This is a genomic window from Streptomyces asoensis (assembly GCF_013085465.1).
GTDB classification, from domain to species: Bacteria; Actinomycetota; Actinomycetes; order Streptomycetales; family Streptomycetaceae; genus Streptomyces; species Streptomyces cacaoi_A.
The window spans coordinates 9,851,917-9,871,715 of sequence record NZ_CP049838.1 but is presented as its reverse complement, the minus strand read 5'-3'; the positions used below and the strand labels follow the sequence as shown (position 1 = coordinate 9,871,715).

Below are 19,799 nucleotides of genomic sequence, written 5' to 3'. Positions count from 1 at the left end.
TCGACGTATCGGTGGCGGATGCTGCCGCTACTTCGCAAAAGTTGCCGCAGATCGACTCGTGTGGCTCGTCGGTCAGTCGGGTGTCTCGCCCGAGTCGGCGGGCTGGGAGTCGTCGGCCGGCGCGGACCGCTCGATGTCGTCGTTGGTCGCGGCCCAGCTGGCCAGCAGGTTCAGGGCGTCCTGCGAGGGTGAGTGGGGCTCGGCGGTGTAGGTGAGGAGGAACTGGCTGGGGCCGTCGGGGAGCGGGAAGGTTTCGAAGGGCAGGTCGAGGTCGCCGACGACCGGGTGGTGGAGGAGTTTCACGCCGGTGGTGTGCATCCGGACGTTGTGGGCCGCCCAGCGGTGCCGGAATGCCTCGCTGCGGGTGGACAGCTCCCCGATCAGGTCCGTCAGTCGCCGGTCGTAGAGATCGCGGCCGGCCTCGGCGCGCAGCATGGCGACCGTGTCGTTGGCGACTTCGTCCCAGTGACGGAAGAACTCGATCGCGTGCGGGCTGAGGAAGACGAACCGGGCGTTGTTCGGCGGCCGTACCGGGTCGGCGTAGACGGGGGCAAACAGTGCGCGCCCGAGGTGGTTGGCGGCCAGGATGTCCCCGCGTCCGCTGAGGATGAACGCGGGTGTACCTCTCATCGAGTCGAGGACGCGCTGCACCGCGGGGCGCACGCGCTGCTGGGCCGGGCGGCGGCGTGGCGGGCGGGTTGTGCCGGCGCCGCGCAGGAGGTCGAGCAGGTGGATTCGTTCGGCCTCGTCGAGCTGGAGCGCTTGAGCGATGCCGTCGATGACGCTCTCGGAGACTCCGGTGGCGTTGCCGCGTTCCAGCCGGGTGTAGTACTCGCTGGAGATGCCCGCGAGCAGGGCGACCTCCTCGCGGCGCAGCCCGGTGACCCGTCGGCGCTCTCCGCCGTAGAGGGGCAGTCCGGCCTGCTCGGGGGTGACCCTGGCCCGTCGCGTGCCCAGGAATTCCCGGATCTCCGTACGGAAATCGTCACGGATGTCGCGGTTTCTGCCGTTGGGGTCGTTTCTGCCTGCCATGCGCTTCACTCTACGAGCGCTTTCGCCGGGTTGGGGGTCCCTGTCAGTGACCCCCTCATCAGGGACTCCCACCCTCGCGTGACAGCCGCTTTTGTTGGTGGTGCACCGCCCCGCGGTGTGAGTGGCCCGGACAGGGCGGCGCTTGTGCCGCCGGTCCCAGCCCCCTCTGCGGCGCCGTCGGTGCTGCATGCTTCCCCCCGCACACAGCGGGTGCCGGATCACGGCGCCTGGAAGGAAACCCCTCATGAGCAAGGTCATTCTCGTCACCGGTGCCGGACGCGGTCTGGGCACGGACATCGCCCGCGAGGCCCTCGCCGCCGGCTACCAGGTCGTCGCCACCGGCCGCCGTCCCGAAGAGGTCGAGGAGACCCTGGGCGGGCCGCAGGACAATCTGCTGGTCACCAGGCTCGATGTCACCAGCCTGGAGGACGCCGAGGCCGCCGCGCAGGCCGCCGTCGACCGCTTCGGCCGCATCGACGTCCTGATCAACAACGCCGGGAATCTCTTCACCGGCTACTTCGAGGAGATCTCGCCCGTGCAGATGCGCCGACAGTTCGAGACCAACCTCTTCGGCCCGATGAACGTCACCCGCGCCGTCCTGCCGATCATGCGCAAGCAGCGCGCCGGCCACGTCATCACCATCACCTCGACCGCCGGGCTGGTCGGTATGGAGTTCACCTCCGCCTACGCCGCCTCCAAGTTCGCCGAAGAGGGCTGGATGGAGTCCCTGCGCTACGACGTCGAGCCGTACAACATCCACACCACGATCGTGGAGCCCGGCTACTTCCGCACCGAACTCCTCGTGGACGGCTCCACCAACTGGCCCGAGCTGTCCATCGACGACTACGCACCGCGCACCGCCCCCAGGATCGAGGGCATGAAGAGCATGAACGGCAAGCAGCCCGGCGACCCGGCCAAGCTCGCCCGCGCCCTGCTCACCATCGCCGGCCAGGACAAGCCCCTACAGCGCTTCGTCGCCGGCGCGGACGCCATCGAGGCCGCCGAGACCAAGGCGAAGGAACTCCTCGCCCAGGCCGACGCCTCCCGCGAACTGGGCGACAGCCTGGCCTACGACGACGCCCACGCCTGACCACCACGCCCCGCCCGGGACGGAGGACCGCTGCCGGGTGCGTTTTCGACAGCACGGAGAGAATCAACATGCCCCTCAAAGGCGAGTACGAGCCGAGCAAGGCGCAGTTTGTACGTGACCAGGTGGAGTTGTACGAGAGCTCCGGCGGTACGCAGGGAACGACGCTGAGTGTCCTGGTCGCACGAGAAGAAGACGAGAAGCTCCGGGACCTGCCCGTCGTCATCCTGACCACCCTGGGCGCGAAGAGCGGCAAGATCCGCAAGACCCCGGTCATGCGGGTGGAGCACGACGGCTCCTACGCCGTGGTCGCCTCCATGGCAGGAGCCCCCAACCACCCGGTCTGGTACCACAACGCGGTGGCCGACCCCCGAGTCGAACTCCAGGACGGCCCGGTGCGCCAGGACATGCTGGCACGCGAGGTGACCGGGGACGAGAAGGCCCTGTGGTGGGCCCGAGCCGTCGAGGCGTTCCCCGACTACGCCGAGTACCAGAAGAACACAGACCGTGAGATCCCGGTCCTCGTTCTGGAGTCGGCGGCCCAGGAGCACTGACAGCACAGCCGATCCAGCCTACGGATCTCCCCAGTCGATCCCCGGCGGGCAGCGGGCAGCTCGAATCCCTCTGAACGTCCACTGCGCGCCCGGTCGCTTACCAACTTCGGTGTCCGAAGTCCCCCTCAAAGCGGTCCGCTGGCCAGCGGCGTGGTCATGGCGCTCGTAGGCCATGACCGCCTGCCGGGCCTGACGGCCACGACAACAAGGAGTACCTGATGAAGCACGTATCCCTGGGCGGGCTCGATGTCTCCCGCATCGGCCTGGGAGCCATGACCATGGCAGGCGTCTACACGACGGGCGGGGGGCTGGATGACGCCGAGTCGATCCGCACCGTCCACCGGGCCCTGGACCTCGGGGTCACCCACATCGACACCGCCGAGATCTACGGGCCCTTCCACAGCGAGGAACTCGTCGGCAAGGCCATCAAGGGCCGCCGGGACGACGTCGTCGTGGCGACGAAGTTCGGTCTCGTCTCCCACGCAGGCGACGGCCCCGGCGTCGTCGACAGCAGCGCCGGCAACGTGAAGGTCGCGGTCGAAGGCTCGCTCAAGCGGCTCGGCACCGACCACATCGACCTGTACTACCAGCACCGCGTCGACCCGAACACGCCCATCGAGGAGACCGTCGGCGCGCTGGCCGATCTGGTCGCCGAAGGCAAGGTACGTCACATCGGACTCTCGGAGGCCGGCCCCGAGACGATCCGCCGGGCGCACGCCGTGCACCCGGTGACCGCGCTTCAGACCGAATACTCCCTGTGGACCCGGGACGTCGAGGCCGAGATCCTCCCGCTGCTGCGCGAGCTCGGTATCGGGTTCGTTCCCTACTCGCCGCTCGGGCACGGCCTGCTGACCGGGCAGATCCGCACCGTCGACGACTTCGCCGACGACGACTGGCGCAAGACCAACCCGCGCTTCACCGGCGAGAACTTCCAGCGCAACCTGCGCATCGTCGACGAAGTGCAGGCCATCGGCGCCGAGATCGGCGCCACTCCGGCCCAGACCGCGCTGGCGTGGCTGCTGACCCGCGGCGACGACATCGCCCCCATCCCCGGGACTCGGCGGGTCTCGCGCGTCGAGGAGAACACCGCCGCCGACGGCATCGAACTCAGCGCCGCCCAGCTCGACCGACTCAACAACCTCACACCGGCCGCGGGCGAGCGCCACGACGAGGCGAACATGGCCAGCATCGACCGCTGACGCCGCTGACGCCGCTGAGCCCGGCTCGGCGGCCGCACATCTGGACATCGCGAATGACCCTCGGCGGAGTCCAGACCCGTCACACCCGACCAACCGCACCATCCACCCAACTCATTGATCACTTGAAAAGGCTCTTCATCATGTCCAAGGTTCTCCTTGTCGTAGGCCACCCCGACCTGTCCCAGTCGAAGGCCAACGCGGCGCTCGTGGACGCTGTCCGCGATCTGCCCCATGTCACCGTGCACGACCTCTACGCCGCCTACCCCGATTTCCAGATCGACGTCCCCGCCGAGCAGGCACTGCTGGCCGACCACGACGTGATCGTCTTCCAGCACCCGGTGTTCTGGTACAACACCACTCCTCTGTTCAAGCAGTGGCAGGACAAGGTCTTCACCTTCGGCTGGGCCTTCACCATCGACGGCTCTGCCTCGCAGCTGGCCGGCAAGAAGGCCGTCGTCGCCGTCACCGCCGGCGTCCCCGCCGACCACTACACCCCCGAAGGCTCGAACCAGGCCACCATCGAGACCCTCCTCAGCAACTGGCACGCGACCCTGCGGCTGTGCCAGTTCGACATCCAGCAGCCGATGGTCAAGGTGTACGGCACGGCTTTCGGCCTCTCCGACGAGGACTTGAACACCGCCGCCAAGCAGTACAACGAACTGCTCGCCTCCTTCGCCGCCTGACCACCCTCTCGCCACCGCGCCCGCTCGCCCTCGATGTGACGCGGTGGCGATGAGGCATACAAGCTCTCCAGCCGCACCTCGCCGTATCAAAGCCAAGCAACTGGAGCTGGAGACCTGCGCCCTGCGACCGTGTCGTGGAACAGCAACCCATCCCGCGGACAGCTCAACAGCGCATAACCGAAGTGGGACGGCTACCGCGCCCAGCTCGCCTGCCTGCTACGCCGACGGCCGCGTGCGCGCCTGCGCTCCCGCCGCGGCGCCGACATGACGCCGTCGTTCCCCGAGATCCGGGCAGCGGCCGCACAGTTGCCCGGCGACACCGGCCTGGACGGGGTTATGCGACCTGTACAGGTGTCTCAGCCCCAAGGTGTCTCAGGCGGCGCAGCTCGGTAGACGAGGCACGTTCGTCGCCGATGACTCAAGGACGTATATGAGCAGTGGCACAGCGAAGGCCGCCTAGACCGCAAAGACTTGTTCGCAAAGGAGTCTTCGCGAACAAGTCTTTGCGGTCTATAAGTGGACCCGTTCTGTCTACCCAGAGGCTTGTGATGGAGCCGATCCGCCGAGGCGACAGCGAGGATCTCCTTGAGGCTGTGGTCAGTCAGGGCAGCGTCATGCGACATCCGGACGAACGTGCCCCGGACTCTCCGCGTCGTGCGGATCGAGCTTGACCATGCCGATCATCGCTTGGTTGTGGTGCCAGCTGGTCCTGGGCGGCGCTCGGTCCGTTGTGGTTGCCGCGGCCGGATGAGCAGGGCGGATTGGGTGTGTGCAGTCCGGTCCTCTGTCGCCGTGCCGCCGTGTTGTGTCAGGTGACCAGCAGGCGGTTGAAGAAGGAACGGTAGTGGCGCAGTGCCTGGCGCAGGTCTTCGGTGTCGGCCTGTTCGCCCCTGTTCCACTGTCCTTCGAGTTCTTGTTTGTGGTCGGCGAATGTGGCGGCCAGCCTCTGCATCACGTCGGCGACGAGGGCGTCGGCGGTGTGCACGGCGTCGCGCGGGTCGTCCACAAACCTGTCCTGCACCTCCTGCCAGCGGGTGCGGAACCCTTCCTCGTCCTCTGTGGTGAGGAGCTGCGGGACGTCGTCCTCGCCTTGGGCGTCCTGGCCCGTGGTCTGGGCTGGAGTGCCTGCTGCGGCGGCTTCCACGGGCTCCTCTTCAGCCGGCTTGCTCGGCGTGGCCGTGCTTTCACCGGGGAAGGTCGGTACATCGGCTTGCGGGCCGGGCGCGCCCTCCTGCGTGGACCGGTCGCGCGGCCGGGCGAGGTCGTCGGTGGACAGGCCGCTCGCGGCGGCGGTGCCCGGTGTGTCTTCGCGTCGCATGTCTCCTCCGTTCCCGGACGCCTGGGCGGCGTCCCGGTGCAGGTGGCGGGCTGTTCGCCGAGCCGTTCAGGCCCGGGCGTGGCGGGGTTGTCCGCCGTCGGCGAGCAGCTCGTCGAACAGGGCGCGGTAATGCACCATGGCGCCCCGCAACTGTTCGGTGGTCGCCTCGTGGCGGGTGCTGAGCGCGTCAACATCGTGGGCGGCCCGGTAGTGCTCGAGTGTGCGGCCGTGCTCGACCGAGAGGTCCTTGAGCTGTTGCTCGAAGTCCTGGGTCGGGTAGCCGCGCTCGTGCATCAGAGAGGTCACCAAGCGGTCAGCGTCGTGCACAGCGTCTTCCGGGCGGTCCACGAACTCGTCCTGCACAGTGGTCCAGTCCCGGGTGTACCGATCCCTGACACTGCTGTCCAGCGGCTTGATGTCCAGTGCGTCATGCCGCTTCTCACGGGCACGGAGCTCCCGCTCGCCGGCCATGCGGCTGTCGGCGTCCTCCACCGTGCGCGTGTACTCCGGGCCGAAGCGCTCACGCAGCTTCCGGCGGCGCCTGAGGAGCGAAACCGCGACGACTATTAGGGCGATCACCACCACGACGGCAACGATGATTGCCAGAAGTGTCCCTGTCGACATGAGCAACCCCCTCACGGGTGCACCATATATTTCTATTGTGCCGGTTCCCTACCTTTTGCCTTTGAAACAAGACTGCCGACCAGTGCCTACAGAAGGCAGCACCACAGCCCGGCGACCGTGCGGCGAGCCCGCTGGGCGGTGGATGGTCCGCAGGTCTCCGGAGGCGCGGACAAACGCGGCATGGTCCTGCATGTCCCGCTCCAACTGTGCGGCGGAGACGTTGTGACCGCGCCGGGCGAGCGCGTCGCTCGATTCGCGGTCGTCAGGGGCCAGCCGCAGCGCGCGAGGTACCGGGCCGCGAGTTGCCCGGTGGTGGGGCAGACAGGGGGCTCCCCTACTGTGTGTCCGTGCCAGCGGGCGATGATCTTCCCCGGCTTCCGGTTGTTCTCACCGCCTGGGTCGATGAAGCGGCGTTCGCCGAGGCCGAGCCGGGTCAGGTGTCGGCTGACAGTTCGCCGGTTGATCACAGAAGCGATACTCACAAGTTCGTCGGTGATCCGTTGCGCGGACCACTTGTGCTCGCGGCGCCAGGAGTCGATCTGCTCGATGACCCATGCTGGAGTCGTGTTCGGACTCCGGTGCGGACTCGACGGCCGGTCTTGCAATCCCGCGTCACCGTGTAGCCGCCAGCGATTTACCCACTTGCCGGCGCATGCGCGAGAGATGCCCATCTCAGTGGCGACGTGGGCGACGGGACGTGTCTGGCACCGCTTCACGAGCCACCTACGGCCCTCGACGCTCAGGGGCGCATCGCGTGGGGCACTCGTCGTCCTCTCGAAGTCAGACGACGGCAGGCGCGACACCTGTCGTGCGCGCCTGCCGCATTGCGGCCTTTCAGTCCTGCGGTGCGACACGAATACGGTTCCCGTCAGGATCGGCTGCGAGGAAGGTCAGCCCGAACCCCTCATCATGAGGCTCGCGCAGGATCGTGACCCCCTTGGAATTCCACTGCCTAAAGGTCGCGTTGAGCTCGTCGGGTCCACCGTCGATGGCCAGGCACACCTCGCTGGTGCGCGGGACGTCCGGTGACAGATCCTCGAACTGGCCAGACCACAGAGCGAGGTCAGCGCCCGGCCCGAGGTCGAAGGTGATGTATCCCGAAGTCTCGACCGAGGGGCTCATGCCGAGGAGGTCGCCGTAGAAACGAGCTGCGGCGGGAGCGTCGTTCACGTAGACGATGGACACGACGGATGTGGTCATGGTTGTTCCTTCTCCCAGGTGGTAGGTACGCGTCCACCAGCCTGACCGGGATATGCGCCGCATCGTGTCGCAATTCCTGAAAAAATTGGTGTGTGACCCCAGATCGCTTCTTCACCCTGATGCTGCTCCTCAAATCGAGGGATGCCGTGACCACACAGGAACTTGCCTCAGCGCTCGGAGTGTCCCTTCGAACCATCACCCGAGACCTGAACTGGCTCCGCGACGCCGGTCTGCCGGTGACTGCACACCGGGGCCGCCTCGGAGGCGTGGCCATGCTGCCCGGGTCCGGGCTCGACCTCACGCGACTCACACCGGGCGAGCGTGATCATCTGTCGCTCACCGGGCTGGATGAGAAGCAACGTGCGGAGCTCAACGCATCGGTCGAAAGCCGGCGCGCGCTCTCCAAGATCGTCGCTACACATCCACGTCGAGTTCATGAGCTCTTGCCGCTCACCGACGTAGTGCACGTGGACAGCCGTCCCTGGCGTCAGGCACGAGCTTGCGGCACGACTCCGGCTTCGCTGATCGGCGCAGTGCGGCGAGGTCGCCGGCTACGGATCGAGTACGACAGCCCACGCGAGTCATGCCCACGCGACCTGGTCGTGGATCCCTACGGGCTGTTCGCCAAGGCCGGCATCTGGTATCTCGTCGCCGACCGTGCCCGAGTGCCACGGATGTACCGACTCGAACGGATCACGACGTGGAAAGAAGTCGACCAGCCACGACGGATCCGCGAGAGTCAGACCCTGGCCACCGTCGCTGCCGCGCTCATTGATCAGTGGGAGCACAACCACGCGATAGAGGTCAGCGCCACCATCGACCAGGCCCAGATCGAGCGAGCGCAACGGATCTTTGGCCTACGACTCGTCCCGGACGACCACGAAGACTCCGCCACTGGCCGCAAGGTAACGATCCGCTTCCTGCATCTGGAGGACGTGCGAGCACTACTGCCGTTCGGGAGTGCCATCACTGTGCACGGCCCCACCGAAGCCAGGGCTCACCTCCGCGACCTCGCCACCAGTCTTGCCCACCACTATGCGCCGTCACCAACGTCCTGACCCGCAACATCCAGCCGATCGCTGTGGTCAGCGGTTGGCCGTGACGTGCCCGGTTAGCTTCTCCCAGTTGCCGGATCCGATGGCGGCCTTTTCCTCGTGGCTGAACGGCGCTTGCTCGAGGAACGAGCGGGCGACCCCGTTGGCGGTGTCGAGGAAGGGGAATCCGCCGGGCCGGGTCCCGAATGTGTAGGGGTAGTCGGTGGAGTACATCATTCGCTCGGTCCCGACGACCTCCGAGGTCCACCGCATGTAGCGCTCGCTGACCGTGCCGCTGCCGCACACCCAGAAGTTCTGCGTGAAGTAGTCGGCCAGCGGGCGTTCCAGCTTCGCGTTGTGCGCCATGATCCCGGTGTGGTCCAAATAGAACAGGACGACCTCGCCCCAGTGTCCGGCGATCACCTGCAACTCGAGGTGCCGGTCGAACACCCCGGAGAAGATCATCCGCAGGTACTGGATGCCCAGGTCGAAGTACCAGCCCAGCCCCGCCGTCGCGAGCCCCATGCCCGTACTGCGCGCCATCCCGACTCCGTCGTCGAAGCCTGAGTAGTACGCGTCGAGGACCGGCTTGACAGGGGTCTGCGGGTGGAAGTGCAGGGGAACTCCCAGTCCCGCGGCGGCCGCGTAGAGGTCGTCGAACTCCGGGGCGTCGGCGAGCTTGTCGCCGGTGCGCCCATAGAGCATCGCGCCGGGGAACCCGAGCTGGGTGACCGCGCGCTCCAGTTCGGCCGCGGCGGCCTCGGGCGCCGCGGTGGGGATGGCGGCGAAGGCTTGGAAGCGGTCGGGCCGCCCGGCGACGATGTCGGCCAGCGTGTCGTTGGCCTCGCGGGCCGCGACGACGGCGTCTGCGGCGCTGAGGTTCTGCACGCCCGGCGAGGCCAGGGACAGGACCGCGACGTCGATGCCCTGGTCGTCCATGTCGGCCAGGCGCTGCTCGCCGAAGTCCCGCAACCGCCGGGCGAACGGCTCGTCGCCGAACCCGAGCTGCGGAATCTGCGGCACCCCCGCCTTGGCCCACGCGTCGAGCAGCCCAGGCAGGGCGACGTGTTCCTCGAGAGCCACGATCTTGATCTTGTCCGGCATTGCGTACTCCTGTTGTCAGTGGTGTCTTTCGCGGCAAGCGCGGGCGGGCACGGACGGCCGATGCCCTCCGGGCCTGGGGCCTTGCCGAGACGACTCGCGGTACGTGCTGCCGCGTACGCCGGTGTTCGCCGAATCCGTGGCCCGGACTGCTCGCCGGCTTGGGGCGCCAAGCGGCGCCCATTCGATGGATTCCATCGGCAACACCTAAACGGTATCATTGATACTGGCACCGATCCATCGCCGCGGTATCATCGATTCATGCCTCGAGGAACAAAGGACGACGTCACCCCCGGCCCCGGCGGGCGCGAGCTCACCCGCCGCCGCGTGATCGAGGCCGCCGCGGACCTGCTGGGGCGCGAGGGCCGCGAAGCGGTCACCACCCGTGCGGTCGCAGCGGCGGCCGGTTTGCAGCCCCCGGCGATCTATCGCCACTTCGCTGACATGGACGCACTGCTCGATGCGGTGGCCGAGCACGGCTACGCCACGTTCCTGGCGGCCAAGCACGCCGAGCCCAACCCCAGCGACCCGCTCGAGGACCTGCGCGCCGGCTGGGACCTTGCCGTCGAGTTCGGGCTCGCGAACCCCGCGCTGTACGCGATGATGTACGGCGAGCCCAGGCGCGGCACGACCTCTGCCGCTTTCCAGGCAGGCATGGAGATTCTGCTTGGCCGCATTCGCCGTCTCGCCGCGGCCGGCTGGCTACGCGTCGAGGAGCACCTCGCGGCCGCGATCATCCACGCGACCGCGCGGGGGGCCGTGCTCACCTGGCTGTCGATGTCCGACGATCAACGCGACCCGACCCTGCTCACGTCTCTGCGAGAGGCCATGGTCACCGCCGTCACCAACCAGAAGCCCGACGTACAGGACCCGGGCGCGGCCGGTGCGGCCCGGGCCCTGCGCGCCGCACTGCCCGAACAGACAGCCCTGAGCAGCGCAGAGCAGCACCTGCTCAACGAATGGCTCGGCCGTATCGCGGCCGACGGGTAACGGGTACGCCACCGCGAGCCTGCGGGCCTTCCGGGAACATCAGTGATCAAGCCCGGGCTGTGATGGAAGCGGGCTGCCGCCTCATCGAGACAGTGTTGCGATGGGGTAGACGGCCCATGCCGCACCCCGGGTCTCGCCCTTTGCCGTGCGGACGACCCCCATTGCCCCGATGGCACAGCCGGGCCCCGACCGCTCACTGAGCACCCTCCAGGACCCGCTGGAACTGCGTCCTGTCACGAACCTCTGTGGGCAGAACACCTAGCCCAAGGCAGAGATACCGGCGAGGAAAATGTCGATCCCGACGAGGAACTGCTCGCGGTCGTCGTGCTCGCCCAGCCGAGTCGCCGCCGCGCGCACGAACGGGTACCGGCCGGGATCGAGCTGCGCCCATTGCGTGGCAGCGTTCTTCAGGAAGGCTTCCCGGTCCGTGTCGCTGCCTGCGCGGAGCCGTGCGTTCGCGGCGTTCTGCGCGGCGACACCGAGGACATAGTTCACGAGCGTGCCGGCCGCGTCGAAGCGCGCCTTTTCCGGAACGTCGAGGGCGTCCAGCACGACCGAGTGCTGCTGGTCGCGGCCTACTGGCGGACGAACTTGACGTTGCGTCAGCTCGGCCCACTCTTCTGGATATCGAAGTCTGCCGCCGACCGCGTCATCGACCATCTTGGGCCCGTTCTCGCGCTTCGGCCGCGTCGACGGTTCCGTAAGGACACCGTCCTCGTCGTGGACGGCACCCTGGTGCCTACCCGCGACCACACGGCGGCCGAGCAGTCCAAGACATCTCATGTCGTTGAGGGGTCAGGCCAGTACTCAGGCGGCGAGGGTCGAGCAGGCCGGGAAGGCTAGGTCGGGGTCGTATGTCGTTCGGTTCTGGAGGCAGTGGAGGAGGCAGCCCAGGAGCTTGTTGAACAGGTTCCGCAGTGCGGCGGTGTGGCGTTCTCCGCCGGCTCGTCGCCTGTCGTGGTGGGCGCGTGGAGCGTCGGTGCGGAGGGTGACAAAGGCCCGCATGTAGCCGACGCTGGCCAGTCGTTGGTGCTTGACGGTCCGGGCCCCGACGACGTGGCTGCGGCCTGACGCCCGTGTGACGGGTGCCGCGCCGGCGTATGCCTTCACCACCCGCGCGTCGGAGAACCGGGAGCGGTCGTCGCCGATCTCGGCTAGTGCCGCATCAGGCAACGTGCCCGGTCGTGTTGCGCGGGCTGAGTCACTGCGACGCTTCCGGGTGGCATCGGTGTCTGGGGCCTCGGATAGGCTCAAGCATGCGATCTCGAACAGGCGGCATGTGGTGGGGGACCACGATCGAAGCGCCTGATCCCAGCGGCTTGGCGAGGTTCTATGCCGAGCTCCTCGATTGGCACATCGCGCACGAAGAGCCGGGAACAGCCATCGTGGCCGCTTCCCCGCAAGGGCCGTTCTTCGTGTTCCAGCAGGCGGAGGGTTATCGGGCTCCGGTGTGGCCACCGGCCGACGGTGACCAGCGCCCGATGATGCACTTCGACTTCCAGGTCGGCGACCTGGACTCGGCGGTCGCCGAGGCGGTCGCCCTGGGCGCCATCGTGGCGGAGTTCCAGCCGCAGGAAAACGTACGAGTGCTCTTCGACCCTGCTGGGCACCCCTTCTGCCTGTGTCGCGACGACAATTAGTCAGGCAATGCCGCGGCGCAGGCGGCCCGCCCGTGTGTCGAGTCCGGGCTTGCCCGATCCGTGGAAGGCGGTGAGGGCGGCCGGGTAGTACTCGCGCAGGTGGGAGCGGAGCCGGTTGACCACCTGCTGTCGATCCCAGATCACGTCCTGGTGGGCGCGGGCGAGGACGGCAACGGCTTGCCCGGCTTCGCTGTCCGCGGGCAGTGGGCGATGGGCGTGCCGGTCGGTGCGGAGAATGTTGGCCTACCCGGGTGTCAGCGGCGTCGGACTTGGCCCGGGAGACGCTGCCGCGGTCCCGATGGCGGACGGCGGCCAAGGGGTTGATCGCATGGACCTTGCGGCCCGTGGCTCGCAGAGCGGCGACCAGCAGTCCGCGCGGAGACCGGTCACGCGGCTGCGCCGGCTGGCACGCGATACCAGCCGCCCGGCACCTGGCATTGCAGGCTTTACGGAACTGGCCGCCCCGCCCGCCCGTTGAAGGCCGCAGCAGAAGCCGCCGGGGAGGATGGCGACCCTCGAAGAGTTGCAGGGGTTCGAGGCCGTCGTCTCGGCCCAGGGTGCTGACGCGCCGCCGGTTCGAACAGACGGCTGATCGCATACGTCCGTACGCGGTGGCGCCCGAAGAACTCGTACGCAGCTTCAGAACCTCTACGAGCCGGAGACTTGCCACCCCCTCATCCACTCCACCGCGGCGCTCTCCTCGCGGGGCCGCACGGCGTTGACTCCTGGACCGAGCCAGCTGAACCATTCACGCCGGCCATCTCGGCCACGCCAGCCCGAAACGAAGGCCAACAGGCGGGCAGCCAACACGTCCGGCTGAAACCCGCTGTCGGGTTCTGGATCCCAGGGACCGACTCCCGACGCTACGAACGGCAGACCGTCGGTGAACGGCTCCGCTCCGACGACAGAGCGATCAGCCGACGTGAGCCGCGTCCGCAGCACGTACTTCCAGTCGGTCTCAGGTGCTTCCGGGCCCCAGACAACTGCTGGCCGAAGAACGGAACCGTCTCAGAGGTCAGCCGCAACAGCACCACTCCGTCAGGCCATTTCACTCTTCAGCGCATGATGAACGGGGGTCAGTCGAACTGCTCAAGCGTGCCTTGTGACGGCATCGCCTCCAAGCTGCCACATCTCATGGTTTCCACATTCTGCCGTGATCTCGGCCGTCGACTGAGCCGCAGTGACGAAGTCATCCACTACCGGCGAGGTGTGCGATGCCGCCACCGCGAGGCACACCTGGGCGGGCGCCAGATCCGGTATGGGCACATAGACGACGTCTGGATGCGAGTAGAACACGGACGCCGAACGGGCCAGGAAGGAGATGCCCCGTCCGGCCGCGACATGCTCGAGCGTCTCGTCCACCCCGAGCACCGGGTACCCGGCATTGCGCAGCGGGCGCTTGGTGGGCTGCGTGCTCGGGCCACCGTGCCAGACCAGCGGTTCGCCGGCCAGGTCGGCCTCGGTGACCTCCTCCTTGCCGGCAAGCCGGTGTCCGGCGGGCAGTACCGCTACCCGCGGCTCGGTGTACAGCGGGGTGACGCGCAGGCCGGCCTCGTCGATGGGCAGCCGCACATAGCCGACGTCGATGCGGCCGTCGAGCAGCATCGCAGCCTGGTCGTTCCCTTCGATCCGCTGCACGTCCACGACCACGTCCGGGTGCCGGCCCCGCAGCATCAGCATTATCGGACTGAAAAACATGGCCCGTGCTTTGGCCGGCCGGGCCCTCGTCGGCGGTAACGCCGTCGAGATCATCGGCCGCGACCCGGCCAAGGCCAAGGAATTGGCCGCCACGCTCGGCGGCGCCACGGACGGCACGGCCGGGGCCGCCCCGGCCGGGGACATCGTTATCCCCGCCGCGCCGTACGCCGGCGCGGGGGCGGTGGTGAGGGAGTACGGGGACGCACTGCGCGGCAAGGTCATCGTCGACATCACCAACCCCGTGGCCCCCGACCTGCGGGGCTTCGTCGTCCCCGACGGCAGTTCCGGCGCGCAGGAGATCGCCAAGGCGGCTCCCGACGACGCGCATGTCGTCAAGGCGTTCAACACTGTGTTCTCCCACGTTCTGGCGGCCGGCCCGGTCGAGGGCCGCCCTCTGGACGTGTTCATCGCCGGCGACGACGCGCAGGCGAAGGCACGCGTGTCGGCGTTCGTCGAGAGCTTGGGGCTGCGCCCCTGGGACACCGGGGAGCTGTCCATGGCGCGGGCACTGGAGAACGTCGGCCTGCTGGAGTTGGGCCTCATGAGCCACTCCGTCAAGCACACCAATTTCTCCCTCGGCATCACCTTTCTCGGCTGAGCGCACCCCTGCTACCACCTCTCGTGCCGCATTAGGTCGGCGAGGACGCCATCCGCGGTGCACTGGTCACCGCAACGCGGTAACCATCAATTATCGCGGCCCGTGATGTGGCCCGGCCGTGCCATGCCCCCGCCCGGGGGATACCGGGCGGGGGCATATTTCGCACGCAAAGGCGTCGAATCCAGCGACGGGTTGCCAGAGTGGCCGGAGTTGCGCGGGCGGTCCGGTCACGGCGCGGCTGCGGGTGAGCCACACGCTGACGGTCACGCAAGGGGGTGACCGCCGTCGGCAAGCCAGACAAGATCCGGGCTGGCGTCGTGGGTCCCGAGGACAGCGCACAGCAGGTTCCGCCCCGTCAGCCGGCCTGTGTGCGGGTGCCGTTGAAGCGGACGACCAGTCCCCAGCCTTCTCGTGCGGGCGCGTTGCACCGCCGGCACAGTCGCACGCTCGCGTCGGCCGTATTGAGGGTCCCGGGTCGTCTCTTGTGTCATCTGCGCCAGAAGAGGTGATGTGTCACACCGCTCGAGCTGGGCACGACCTCCATGTGGAACCGGTCGAGCAGTTGGTCGGGCGAGTCCCACAGGCGTAGCCCGGATCCGAGTTTCACCGGTGCGACGGCCACATGGAGGGTGTCGACAAGGTCGGCGTCGAGGAACTCCCGGATGGTGCTCACGCCGCCGCCGAGCCGGACGTCCATGCCCTGCGCGGCCTTTCGCGCCTGCGCGAGAACGGTGGCGGGGTCGCCGTCCACGAAATGGAATGTGGTGTCGCCGAGCCTGAAGGATGGACGCTTGTGGTGGGTCAGGACGAACACCGGCGTGTGGAAGGGCGGCTCGTCACCCCACCAGCCGCGCCATTCGTTGTCGTGCCACGGGCCGCGCTGGGGTCCGAACTTGTTGCGGCCCATGATCTCGGCGCCGATTTTGTGGCTGAAGTCCCGGGTGAAGTAGTCGTCCAGGCCCCGGCTTCCTCCGGGCTCGGTGCGGTTGGGCCAGCTCGCCGTGGCGCCGGCCCAGGCGAAGAGCTTTCCCGGATCGATGTGGTGGCCGAAAGGCCGCTCCAGGCTCTGGTCCTCGCCAGCGGCGACACCATCGCTGGAGATCGTGAAGTTCTGCACTCGCAGCAGCTGATCCATGAGTTCCCTCATCAGGTCCTGTCGCATCCTCGTAGGCGATGCGTCCTCCACCAGGATGTCGAACGGGACGGGAATGGATCGACAGCGGCACTCATGTTCTTCCACAGCGCACCCCGCGCGACCGTTGCCGGGGGTCGTCGGCCCGCTGGTACCGCGCGTGCGTCCAGAACGGCGATCCGGGAGGCAGTCGCTGCGGTGTCGAGCTCGACGGCAGGTCTGAACCACATCACCCGCATCCGGCAGGCCGCGGCCCCTCCCCCGCCACCGGATCCCGCGGCCCGGCACAGACACAACAGCCGGCCGAACCTCCCACTCCCCCTCCATGACGCCTGTTCTGTGACAGCAAGACCTTGAGCGGCTGCCACCAGACTGAGCCCCCGATACACCGCCGTGCACGGGGGCTCAGGAGCATGCCGCCTTCCCGCATCCCTCGCGCAGGCGGCCGCTCGGGCGGCCCTCGTCTCCGAGCCCCGCCCCCAGGTGATCCCACCCAAGATCAGTCTCAGATCGATGCCATTTCCTCGGCGGAACGATGAGTCTGCGGCTGAGCCACCGAGCACGAGGACTACATGTGAGCTCAGATCGCGCACCGATGAGTTTCCCGCGCCGCGCCGGTCTGTACGCGTGAGACCGACTCACGGAAGGCTGGCGCCATGCGGAAACTGATCTACGGCATGAACCTGACCCTGGACGGCTACATCGCCGCGCCCGGCGACGACATCGGCTGGAGCGTGCCGAGCGACGAGCTGTTCCAGTTTTGGTCCGACCAGTTGCAGGCGACCAACCTGTCGCTGTACGGGCGCAAGCTGTGGCAGACGATGAGCTCCTACTGGCCGACCGGCGACCAGCAGCCCGACGCCACCCCGGCGGAGATCGAGTTCGCGCGCCGCTGGCGGGACATGTCGAAGGTGGTGTTCTCCTCGACGATCGACAAGGTCGACTGGAACACCCGCCTGGTCACCGGCGACGCGGTCGCCGAGATCACCCGGCTCAGGGCCGAGGACGGCGGCCCGATGGACATCGGCGGCGCGACGCTGGCCGGGGCGGCCATGCGGGCCGGGCTGATCGACGAGTACGTGCTGGCCACCGCGCCGGTCCTGGTGGGCGGCGGCACGCCGTTCTTCACCGCGCTGGACAACTGGGTGAACCTGAACCTGGTGGAGACGCGGACGTTTCCCTGCGGCGTGATCCTGACCAGGTACGAGACGAGGCGCTGAGCGCCCGTCCGGGAGTCACGGGCCATATGCCCCGCGGGTGACGGAGGCCCGGGCTTCGGGGCGGGCTGAGCGCGGTGCCGGGTTCGCGTCTCATCGATCATGGCGAGACCGGTGGTTCCTGAGCTGGGCATTGTCAGGGTGGTGAGACGCCCCTGCTCCACGATTCGCAGTGAAGGTGGCAGTTTCCGGACCAGTCCCGGCCCGAGCTGGATCTGAGCAACGCCAAAACGGCGTGCTTCCGCAGGCAGTTGGGGGTGATCGCGCCAGTGCGGGGAGGTGAACAGGCCGGTAAGCACGATGACTTCGGGGTAGGTGGCCACTTCGAGTCGGCGGTTCCACCTCTGCCGAAGAGGCTCTCCGCGACCCTGTCGGGAATCTTGAGATCCGGGGTCACTTTCCTTGGCGCCACCACAGCGCAGTCGACCATTTCCATAAACTATGAATATAAAATTGCTATGCTTCGAGCATGAGTCGTCAAGACACCGCTCCTGGCGCGTCCGCCGCCATCGGGGCAGCCCTCTACGGCCTGGCCACCAGGGCCGCGAGACGCCTGCCCCGGGACATGAGCCTGACGTCCGCCGCCACCCTGGCCACCCTGGACCGGACCGGCCCGCGGCGCATCACCGATCTGGCCGCGGTCGAGGGCGTCACCCAGCCCGCGATGACCGCCCTGGTCCGGGTGATGGAGGAGTCCGGCCTGGTCGAGCGGCGGGGCGACGCGTCCGACAAGCGGGTCACGATGGTCTGCCTGACCGAGGCCGGCGCCTCCTATGTCCGGACGCGGCGCCAGGCGGGCGTCCACGCGTTCGAGCGGTTGATCGGCGAGCTCACCGGCGACGAGGTCGAGGCGCTGGTGGCGGCCCTTCCGGCGCTGAAGCATCTGGCAGAGCTCGAAAGCCAGGACCGGGAAGGGCCGAAGCGCTGACCGGGCAGCCGGTCGGCGGGGTCGCGGTGAAGGCGTTCCCGGTGGCGCGTTCCGAGGCGCGGCTGCTGGTCCCCGCCCTGATGTTCATCGCTCTGGTCGTGGCGGCGGTCGCCAGCCTCGGGACGCCGCTCATCACCAGCGTGGCGACCTCGTTCCACGTCTCGCTCGGCAGCGCGCAGTGGACGCTGACCGTCGCACTGCTCAGCGGCGCCGTCGCCACGCCGGTCCTGGGCCGGCTCGGAGCCGGCCCGCACCGGCGGGCCACGATCCTCGCCACTCTGGCGGTCGTCGTCGCCGGCAGCGCGCTCACCGTGCTGCCGCTGCCGTTCGCGTGGCTGCTGGTCGGCAGGGCGGCCCAGGGCGTCGGGCTCGGGCTGACGGCGCTGATGATGGGCGTGGCCCGGGACCACCTCCCCGAGGAGCGCAGCGCGGCCGTGATCGCCCTGATCTCGGTGGTCTCGATCATCGGGGCCGGCGTCGGCTACCCGCTGGCCGCACTGCTCGCCGAGCTCGGCGGGGTACGGGCCGCCTACGGCCTCGGCCTGGTCGTCACCGCCGCCGCCCTCCTGACCGCGTGGCGCTCCATGCCCGAAGCCCCCGAAGGCCGCTCCGCCCACGTGGACGTGGCAGGCGCGGTCGTCCTGGCCGCTGCGCTGCTCCTGGTGCTGTTCCTCGCCGGCGAACGGAATCTGTGGAGCCGGCACCTCGCCGTGGCGGCGGGCCTCGCCGTCGTCGCGGTGGTGCTGCTCTGCGTCTGGGCCGTCATCGAGCTGCGCAGCACGAAGCCCCTGGTCGATGTGCGGGCGGTGCGGCACCCGGCGGTCGCCGGGGCGAACCTCGCCATGTTCGTCGGCGGGATCGGCATGTACCTCCTGCTCACGCTCATCACCCGGTACGCGCAGACGCCGCACGGCGCCGGCTACGGCTTCGGGCTGACGACCTTCGTCGCCGGGCTGGTCCTCATCCCGTTCTCGGTGCTGGGGTTCGTCGCCGGCAAGCTCACGCCGCGGGTCCGGACGCGGATCGCCGACCCCCTGCTCCTGGCCGGCAGCGCCGTCGTGGTCGGCGGCGGGTTCGCCCTGTTCGCGGCGGCCCGGTCGGACCTGGCCGAACTGTTCGCGGCGATGGGCGTGCTCGGCTTCGGCGTCGGCGGCTTCTCGGCCGCGATGCCCGGCGTCATCCTGGCCGTCACCCCCAAGAGCGAGACGTCGAGCGCCATGAGCTTCAACTACGTCGTCCGCAGCGTCGGGTACTCCCTGGGCAGCGCCATCGGCGGCCTGATCCTCGCCGCGGGCACCGGCCCCGGCCACCTCTTCCCCGACGACAGCGCCTACACCACCGCGGCGCTGATCGGCATCGGCGCCATGGCGATCACGACGCTGACAAGCCTCGCTCTCGCCCGCCGACGCTCGTCCGAGACCAACCCGTAAGTCAGATGCACTCATCCCAACACTGGAGGTTCCATGCCCAAGGGCTACTGGGTCAGCGCCTACCGCACCATTTCAGACCCTGAGAAGCTGGCTGCTTACAACAAGCTGGCCGCTCCGGCCGTCAAGGCCGGGGGCGGTCGGGTCCTCGCCCGTGGCGGTCGGGTCGTGGCGCATGACGCCGGAATCGCCGAGCGCACCGTCCTGATCGAGTTCGACAGCTTCGAGCAGGCCGTCGCGGCGCACGAGAGTGCGGCCTACCAGGAGGCGCTGGTCGCCCTCTCCGACGGCGTCGAGCGCGACTTCCGCATCGTCGAAGGCATCGACTGACCGAGGT

Annotated in this window: 21 protein-coding genes and 3 pseudogenes; 13 read left to right on the top strand and 11 right to left on the bottom strand. The window is 68.4% G+C overall.

All coding sequences use genetic code 11. The features are described 5' to 3' along the window. Nucleotides 1–72: 72 nt before the first annotated feature. Nucleotides 73–1,032: a helix-turn-helix domain-containing protein gene (locus G9272_RS43830; RefSeq protein WP_171401729.1), complete on the bottom strand. Its 960-nt coding sequence runs from the start codon at nt 1,030–1,032 to the stop codon at nt 73–75. 244 nt (nt 1,033–1,276) lie between these two features. Here G9272_RS43830 and G9272_RS43825 point away from each other — a divergent pair, with 244 nt between their 5' ends. The 4 genes from G9272_RS43825 (at nt 1,277) to G9272_RS43810 (ending at nt 4,555) form a co-directional block, all read left to right on the top strand. Next, nucleotides 1,277–2,122 (top strand): SDR family oxidoreductase, encoded by an 846-nt coding sequence (locus G9272_RS43825; protein ID WP_171401728.1) that lies wholly within the window; start codon nt 1,277–1,279, stop codon nt 2,120–2,122. Between the two features lie 68 nt (nt 2,123–2,190). Next, nucleotides 2,191–2,673, top strand: coding sequence for a nitroreductase family deazaflavin-dependent oxidoreductase (locus G9272_RS43820; protein WP_171401727.1), 483 nt, complete (start codon nt 2,191–2,193; stop codon nt 2,671–2,673). A 218-nt stretch (nt 2,674–2,891) separates the two neighbouring features. Beyond that, the gene (locus G9272_RS43815; RefSeq protein ID WP_171401726.1) at nt 2,892–3,872 is read left to right on the top strand and encodes an aldo/keto reductase; all 981 of its coding nucleotides are present in this window, start codon (nt 2,892–2,894) and stop codon (nt 3,870–3,872) included. Between the two features lie 140 nt (nt 3,873–4,012). Continuing rightward, a complete protein-coding gene (locus tag G9272_RS43810) occupies nt 4,013–4,555 on the top strand; it encodes an NAD(P)H-dependent oxidoreductase (RefSeq protein ID WP_171401725.1) in 543 nt (180 codons plus the stop codon). 808 nt (nt 4,556–5,363) lie between these two features. Here G9272_RS43810 and G9272_RS43805 read toward each other — a convergent pair. From G9272_RS43805 to G9272_RS43790, 4 genes and pseudogenes are all read right to left on the bottom strand, one after another. Beyond that, nucleotides 5,364–5,873 carry a hypothetical protein gene (locus G9272_RS43805; RefSeq protein WP_171401724.1) on the bottom strand — a complete coding sequence of 170 codons (510 nt, stop codon included), beginning with the start codon at nt 5,871–5,873 and terminating at the stop codon, nt 5,364–5,366. Nucleotides 5,874–5,939: 66 nt separating this feature from the next. Next, nucleotides 5,940–6,497: a hypothetical protein gene (locus G9272_RS43800; RefSeq protein ID WP_171401723.1), complete on the bottom strand. Its 558-nt coding sequence runs from the start codon at nt 6,495–6,497 to the stop codon at nt 5,940–5,942. Nucleotides 6,498–6,832: 335 nt separating this feature from the next. Then, a pseudogene (locus tag G9272_RS45790) lies at nt 6,833–7,291 on the bottom strand (helix-turn-helix domain-containing protein); the annotation flags it as partial. A 40-nt stretch (nt 7,292–7,331) separates the two neighbouring features. Next, complete coding sequence (locus tag G9272_RS43790; protein ID WP_171401722.1) at nt 7,332–7,697, bottom strand: VOC family protein; 366 nt, start codon at nt 7,695–7,697, stop codon at nt 7,332–7,334. A gap of 92 nt (nt 7,698–7,789) precedes the next feature. Between G9272_RS43790 and G9272_RS43785 the strand changes: the two genes are divergently transcribed. Then, the gene (locus tag G9272_RS43785) at nt 7,790–8,755 is read left to right on the top strand and encodes a helix-turn-helix transcriptional regulator (protein ID WP_171401721.1); all 966 of its coding nucleotides are present in this window, start codon (nt 7,790–7,792) and stop codon (nt 8,753–8,755) included. Between the two features lie 27 nt (nt 8,756–8,782). Here the strand turns inward: G9272_RS43785 and G9272_RS43780 are convergent, their stop codons facing one another. Further along, nucleotides 8,783–9,835, bottom strand: a complete 1,053-nt coding sequence (locus G9272_RS43780; RefSeq protein WP_171401720.1) for an amidohydrolase family protein — start codon at nt 9,833–9,835, stop codon at nt 8,783–8,785. A gap of 258 nt (nt 9,836–10,093) precedes the next feature. Here G9272_RS43780 and G9272_RS43775 point away from each other — a divergent pair, with 258 nt between their 5' ends. Further along, complete coding sequence (locus G9272_RS43775; protein ID WP_171401719.1) at nt 10,094–10,822, top strand: TetR/AcrR family transcriptional regulator; 729 nt, start codon at nt 10,094–10,096, stop codon at nt 10,820–10,822. A gap of 258 nt (nt 10,823–11,080) precedes the next feature. Here G9272_RS43775 and G9272_RS43770 read toward each other — a convergent pair whose 3' ends face one another. Continuing rightward, entirely contained in the window at nt 11,081–11,317 is a 237-nt protein-coding gene (locus G9272_RS43770) for a hypothetical protein (protein WP_437184355.1), read from the bottom strand. Here G9272_RS43770 and G9272_RS43765 point away from each other — a divergent pair. Further along, nucleotides 11,288–11,596: pseudogene (locus tag G9272_RS43765) on the top strand (helix-turn-helix domain-containing protein); the annotation flags it as partial. The gene G9272_RS43770 and the pseudogene G9272_RS43765 sit on opposite strands and share 30 nt — an antisense overlap. Before the next feature lie 33 nt (nt 11,597–11,629). On the opposite strand, the gene G9272_RS43760 reads toward G9272_RS43765, so the two are convergent. Beyond that, a complete protein-coding gene (locus G9272_RS43760) occupies nt 11,630–11,995 on the bottom strand; it encodes a transposase (protein WP_367398579.1) in 366 nt (121 codons plus the stop codon). Nucleotides 11,996–12,078: 83 nt separating this feature from the next. On the opposite strand from G9272_RS43760, the gene G9272_RS43755 reads away from it, so the two are divergent. Next, entirely contained in the window at nt 12,079–12,462 is a 384-nt protein-coding gene (locus tag G9272_RS43755) for a VOC family protein (protein ID WP_367398578.1), read from the top strand. A gap of 63 nt (nt 12,463–12,525) precedes the next feature. On the opposite strand, the pseudogene G9272_RS43750 reads toward G9272_RS43755, so the two are convergent. Together G9272_RS43750 and G9272_RS43745 are read right to left on the bottom strand one after the other, a co-directional pair. Then, nucleotides 12,526–12,835 (bottom strand): annotated as a pseudogene (locus G9272_RS43750) (IS110 family transposase); the annotation flags it as partial. A 716-nt stretch (nt 12,836–13,551) separates the two neighbouring features. Then, nucleotides 13,552–14,142 carry a LysR family substrate-binding domain-containing protein gene (locus G9272_RS43745; protein WP_253268140.1) on the bottom strand — a complete coding sequence of 197 codons (591 nt, stop codon included), beginning with the start codon at nt 14,140–14,142 and terminating at the stop codon, nt 13,552–13,554. A gap of 16 nt (nt 14,143–14,158) precedes the next feature. Between G9272_RS43745 and G9272_RS43740 the strand changes: the two genes are divergently transcribed. Beyond that, complete coding sequence (locus G9272_RS43740) at nt 14,159–14,758, top strand: NADPH-dependent F420 reductase (protein ID WP_253268139.1); 600 nt, start codon at nt 14,159–14,161, stop codon at nt 14,756–14,758. A 487-nt stretch (nt 14,759–15,245) separates the two neighbouring features. Here the strand turns inward: G9272_RS43740 and G9272_RS43735 are convergent, their stop codons facing one another. After that, the gene (locus tag G9272_RS43735) at nt 15,246–15,893 is read right to left on the bottom strand and encodes a dihydrofolate reductase family protein (protein ID WP_171401717.1); all 648 of its coding nucleotides are present in this window, start codon (nt 15,891–15,893) and stop codon (nt 15,246–15,248) included. Nucleotides 15,894–16,546: 653 nt separating this feature from the next. On the opposite strand from G9272_RS43735, the gene G9272_RS43730 reads away from it, so the two are divergent. The 4 genes from G9272_RS43730 (at nt 16,547) to G9272_RS43715 (ending at nt 19,792) form a co-directional block, all read left to right on the top strand. Continuing rightward, complete coding sequence (locus G9272_RS43730) at nt 16,547–17,110, top strand: dihydrofolate reductase family protein (RefSeq protein ID WP_171401716.1); 564 nt, start codon at nt 16,547–16,549, stop codon at nt 17,108–17,110. 562 nt (nt 17,111–17,672) lie between these two features. Continuing rightward, entirely contained in the window at nt 17,673–18,035 is a 363-nt protein-coding gene (locus tag G9272_RS43725) for a MarR family winged helix-turn-helix transcriptional regulator (RefSeq protein WP_171402435.1), read from the top strand. Then, nucleotides 18,032–19,465: an MFS transporter gene (locus G9272_RS43720; RefSeq protein WP_171402434.1), complete on the top strand. Its 1,434-nt coding sequence runs from the start codon at nt 18,032–18,034 to the stop codon at nt 19,463–19,465. Before G9272_RS43725 ends, G9272_RS43720 begins: the two co-directional genes overlap by 4 nt. 33 nt (nt 19,466–19,498) lie before the next feature. Further along, entirely contained in the window at nt 19,499–19,792 is a 294-nt protein-coding gene (locus G9272_RS43715) for a DUF1330 domain-containing protein (protein ID WP_171401715.1), read from the top strand. Nucleotides 19,793–19,799 lie beyond the last annotated feature (7 nt).

Excerpts from the sequence above, each read along its gene's own strand:
- G9272_RS43820 (WP_171401727.1), top strand. The coding sequence starts at position 2,191 with ATGCCCCTCAAAGGCGAGTACGAGCCGAGCAAGGCGCAGTTTGTACGT.
- G9272_RS43810 (WP_171401725.1), top strand. The coding sequence starts at position 4,013 with ATGTCCAAGGTTCTCCTTGTCGTAGGCCACCCCGACCTGTCCCAGTCG.
- G9272_RS43805 (WP_171401724.1), bottom strand. The coding sequence starts at position 5,873 with ATGCGACGCGAAGACACACCGGGCACCGCCGCCGCGAGCGGCCTGTCC.
- G9272_RS43775 (WP_171401719.1), top strand. The coding sequence starts at position 10,094 with ATGCCTCGAGGAACAAAGGACGACGTCACCCCCGGCCCCGGCGGGCGC.
- G9272_RS43715 (WP_171401715.1), top strand. The coding sequence starts at position 19,499 with ATGCCCAAGGGCTACTGGGTCAGCGCCTACCGCACCATTTCAGACCCT.
- G9272_RS43815 (WP_171401726.1), top strand. The coding sequence starts at position 2,892 with ATGAAGCACGTATCCCTGGGCGGGCTCGATGTCTCCCGCATCGGCCTG.
- G9272_RS43745 (WP_253268140.1), bottom strand. The coding sequence starts at position 14,142 with ATGCTGATGCTGCGGGGCCGGCACCCGGACGTGGTCGTGGACGTGCAG.
- G9272_RS43830 (WP_171401729.1), bottom strand. The coding sequence starts at position 1,032 with ATGGCAGGCAGAAACGACCCCAACGGCAGAAACCGCGACATCCGTGAC.
- G9272_RS43735 (WP_171401717.1), bottom strand. The coding sequence starts at position 15,893 with ATGGATCAGCTGCTGCGAGTGCAGAACTTCACGATCTCCAGCGATGGT.
- G9272_RS43725 (WP_171402435.1), top strand. The coding sequence starts at position 17,673 with ATGAGCCTGACGTCCGCCGCCACCCTGGCCACCCTGGACCGGACCGGC.
- G9272_RS43755 (WP_367398578.1), top strand. The coding sequence starts at position 12,079 with ATGCGATCTCGAACAGGCGGCATGTGGTGGGGGACCACGATCGAAGCG.
- G9272_RS43740 (WP_253268139.1), top strand. The coding sequence starts at position 14,159 with ATGGCCCGTGCTTTGGCCGGCCGGGCCCTCGTCGGCGGTAACGCCGTC.
- G9272_RS43825 (WP_171401728.1), top strand. The coding sequence starts at position 1,277 with ATGAGCAAGGTCATTCTCGTCACCGGTGCCGGACGCGGTCTGGGCACG.
- G9272_RS43780 (WP_171401720.1), bottom strand. The coding sequence starts at position 9,835 with ATGCCGGACAAGATCAAGATCGTGGCTCTCGAGGAACACGTCGCCCTG.
- G9272_RS43790 (WP_171401722.1), bottom strand. The coding sequence starts at position 7,697 with ATGACCACATCCGTCGTGTCCATCGTCTACGTGAACGACGCTCCCGCC.
- G9272_RS43800 (WP_171401723.1), bottom strand. The coding sequence starts at position 6,497 with ATGTCGACAGGGACACTTCTGGCAATCATCGTTGCCGTCGTGGTGGTG.
- G9272_RS43730 (WP_171401716.1), top strand. The coding sequence starts at position 16,547 with ATGCGGAAACTGATCTACGGCATGAACCTGACCCTGGACGGCTACATC.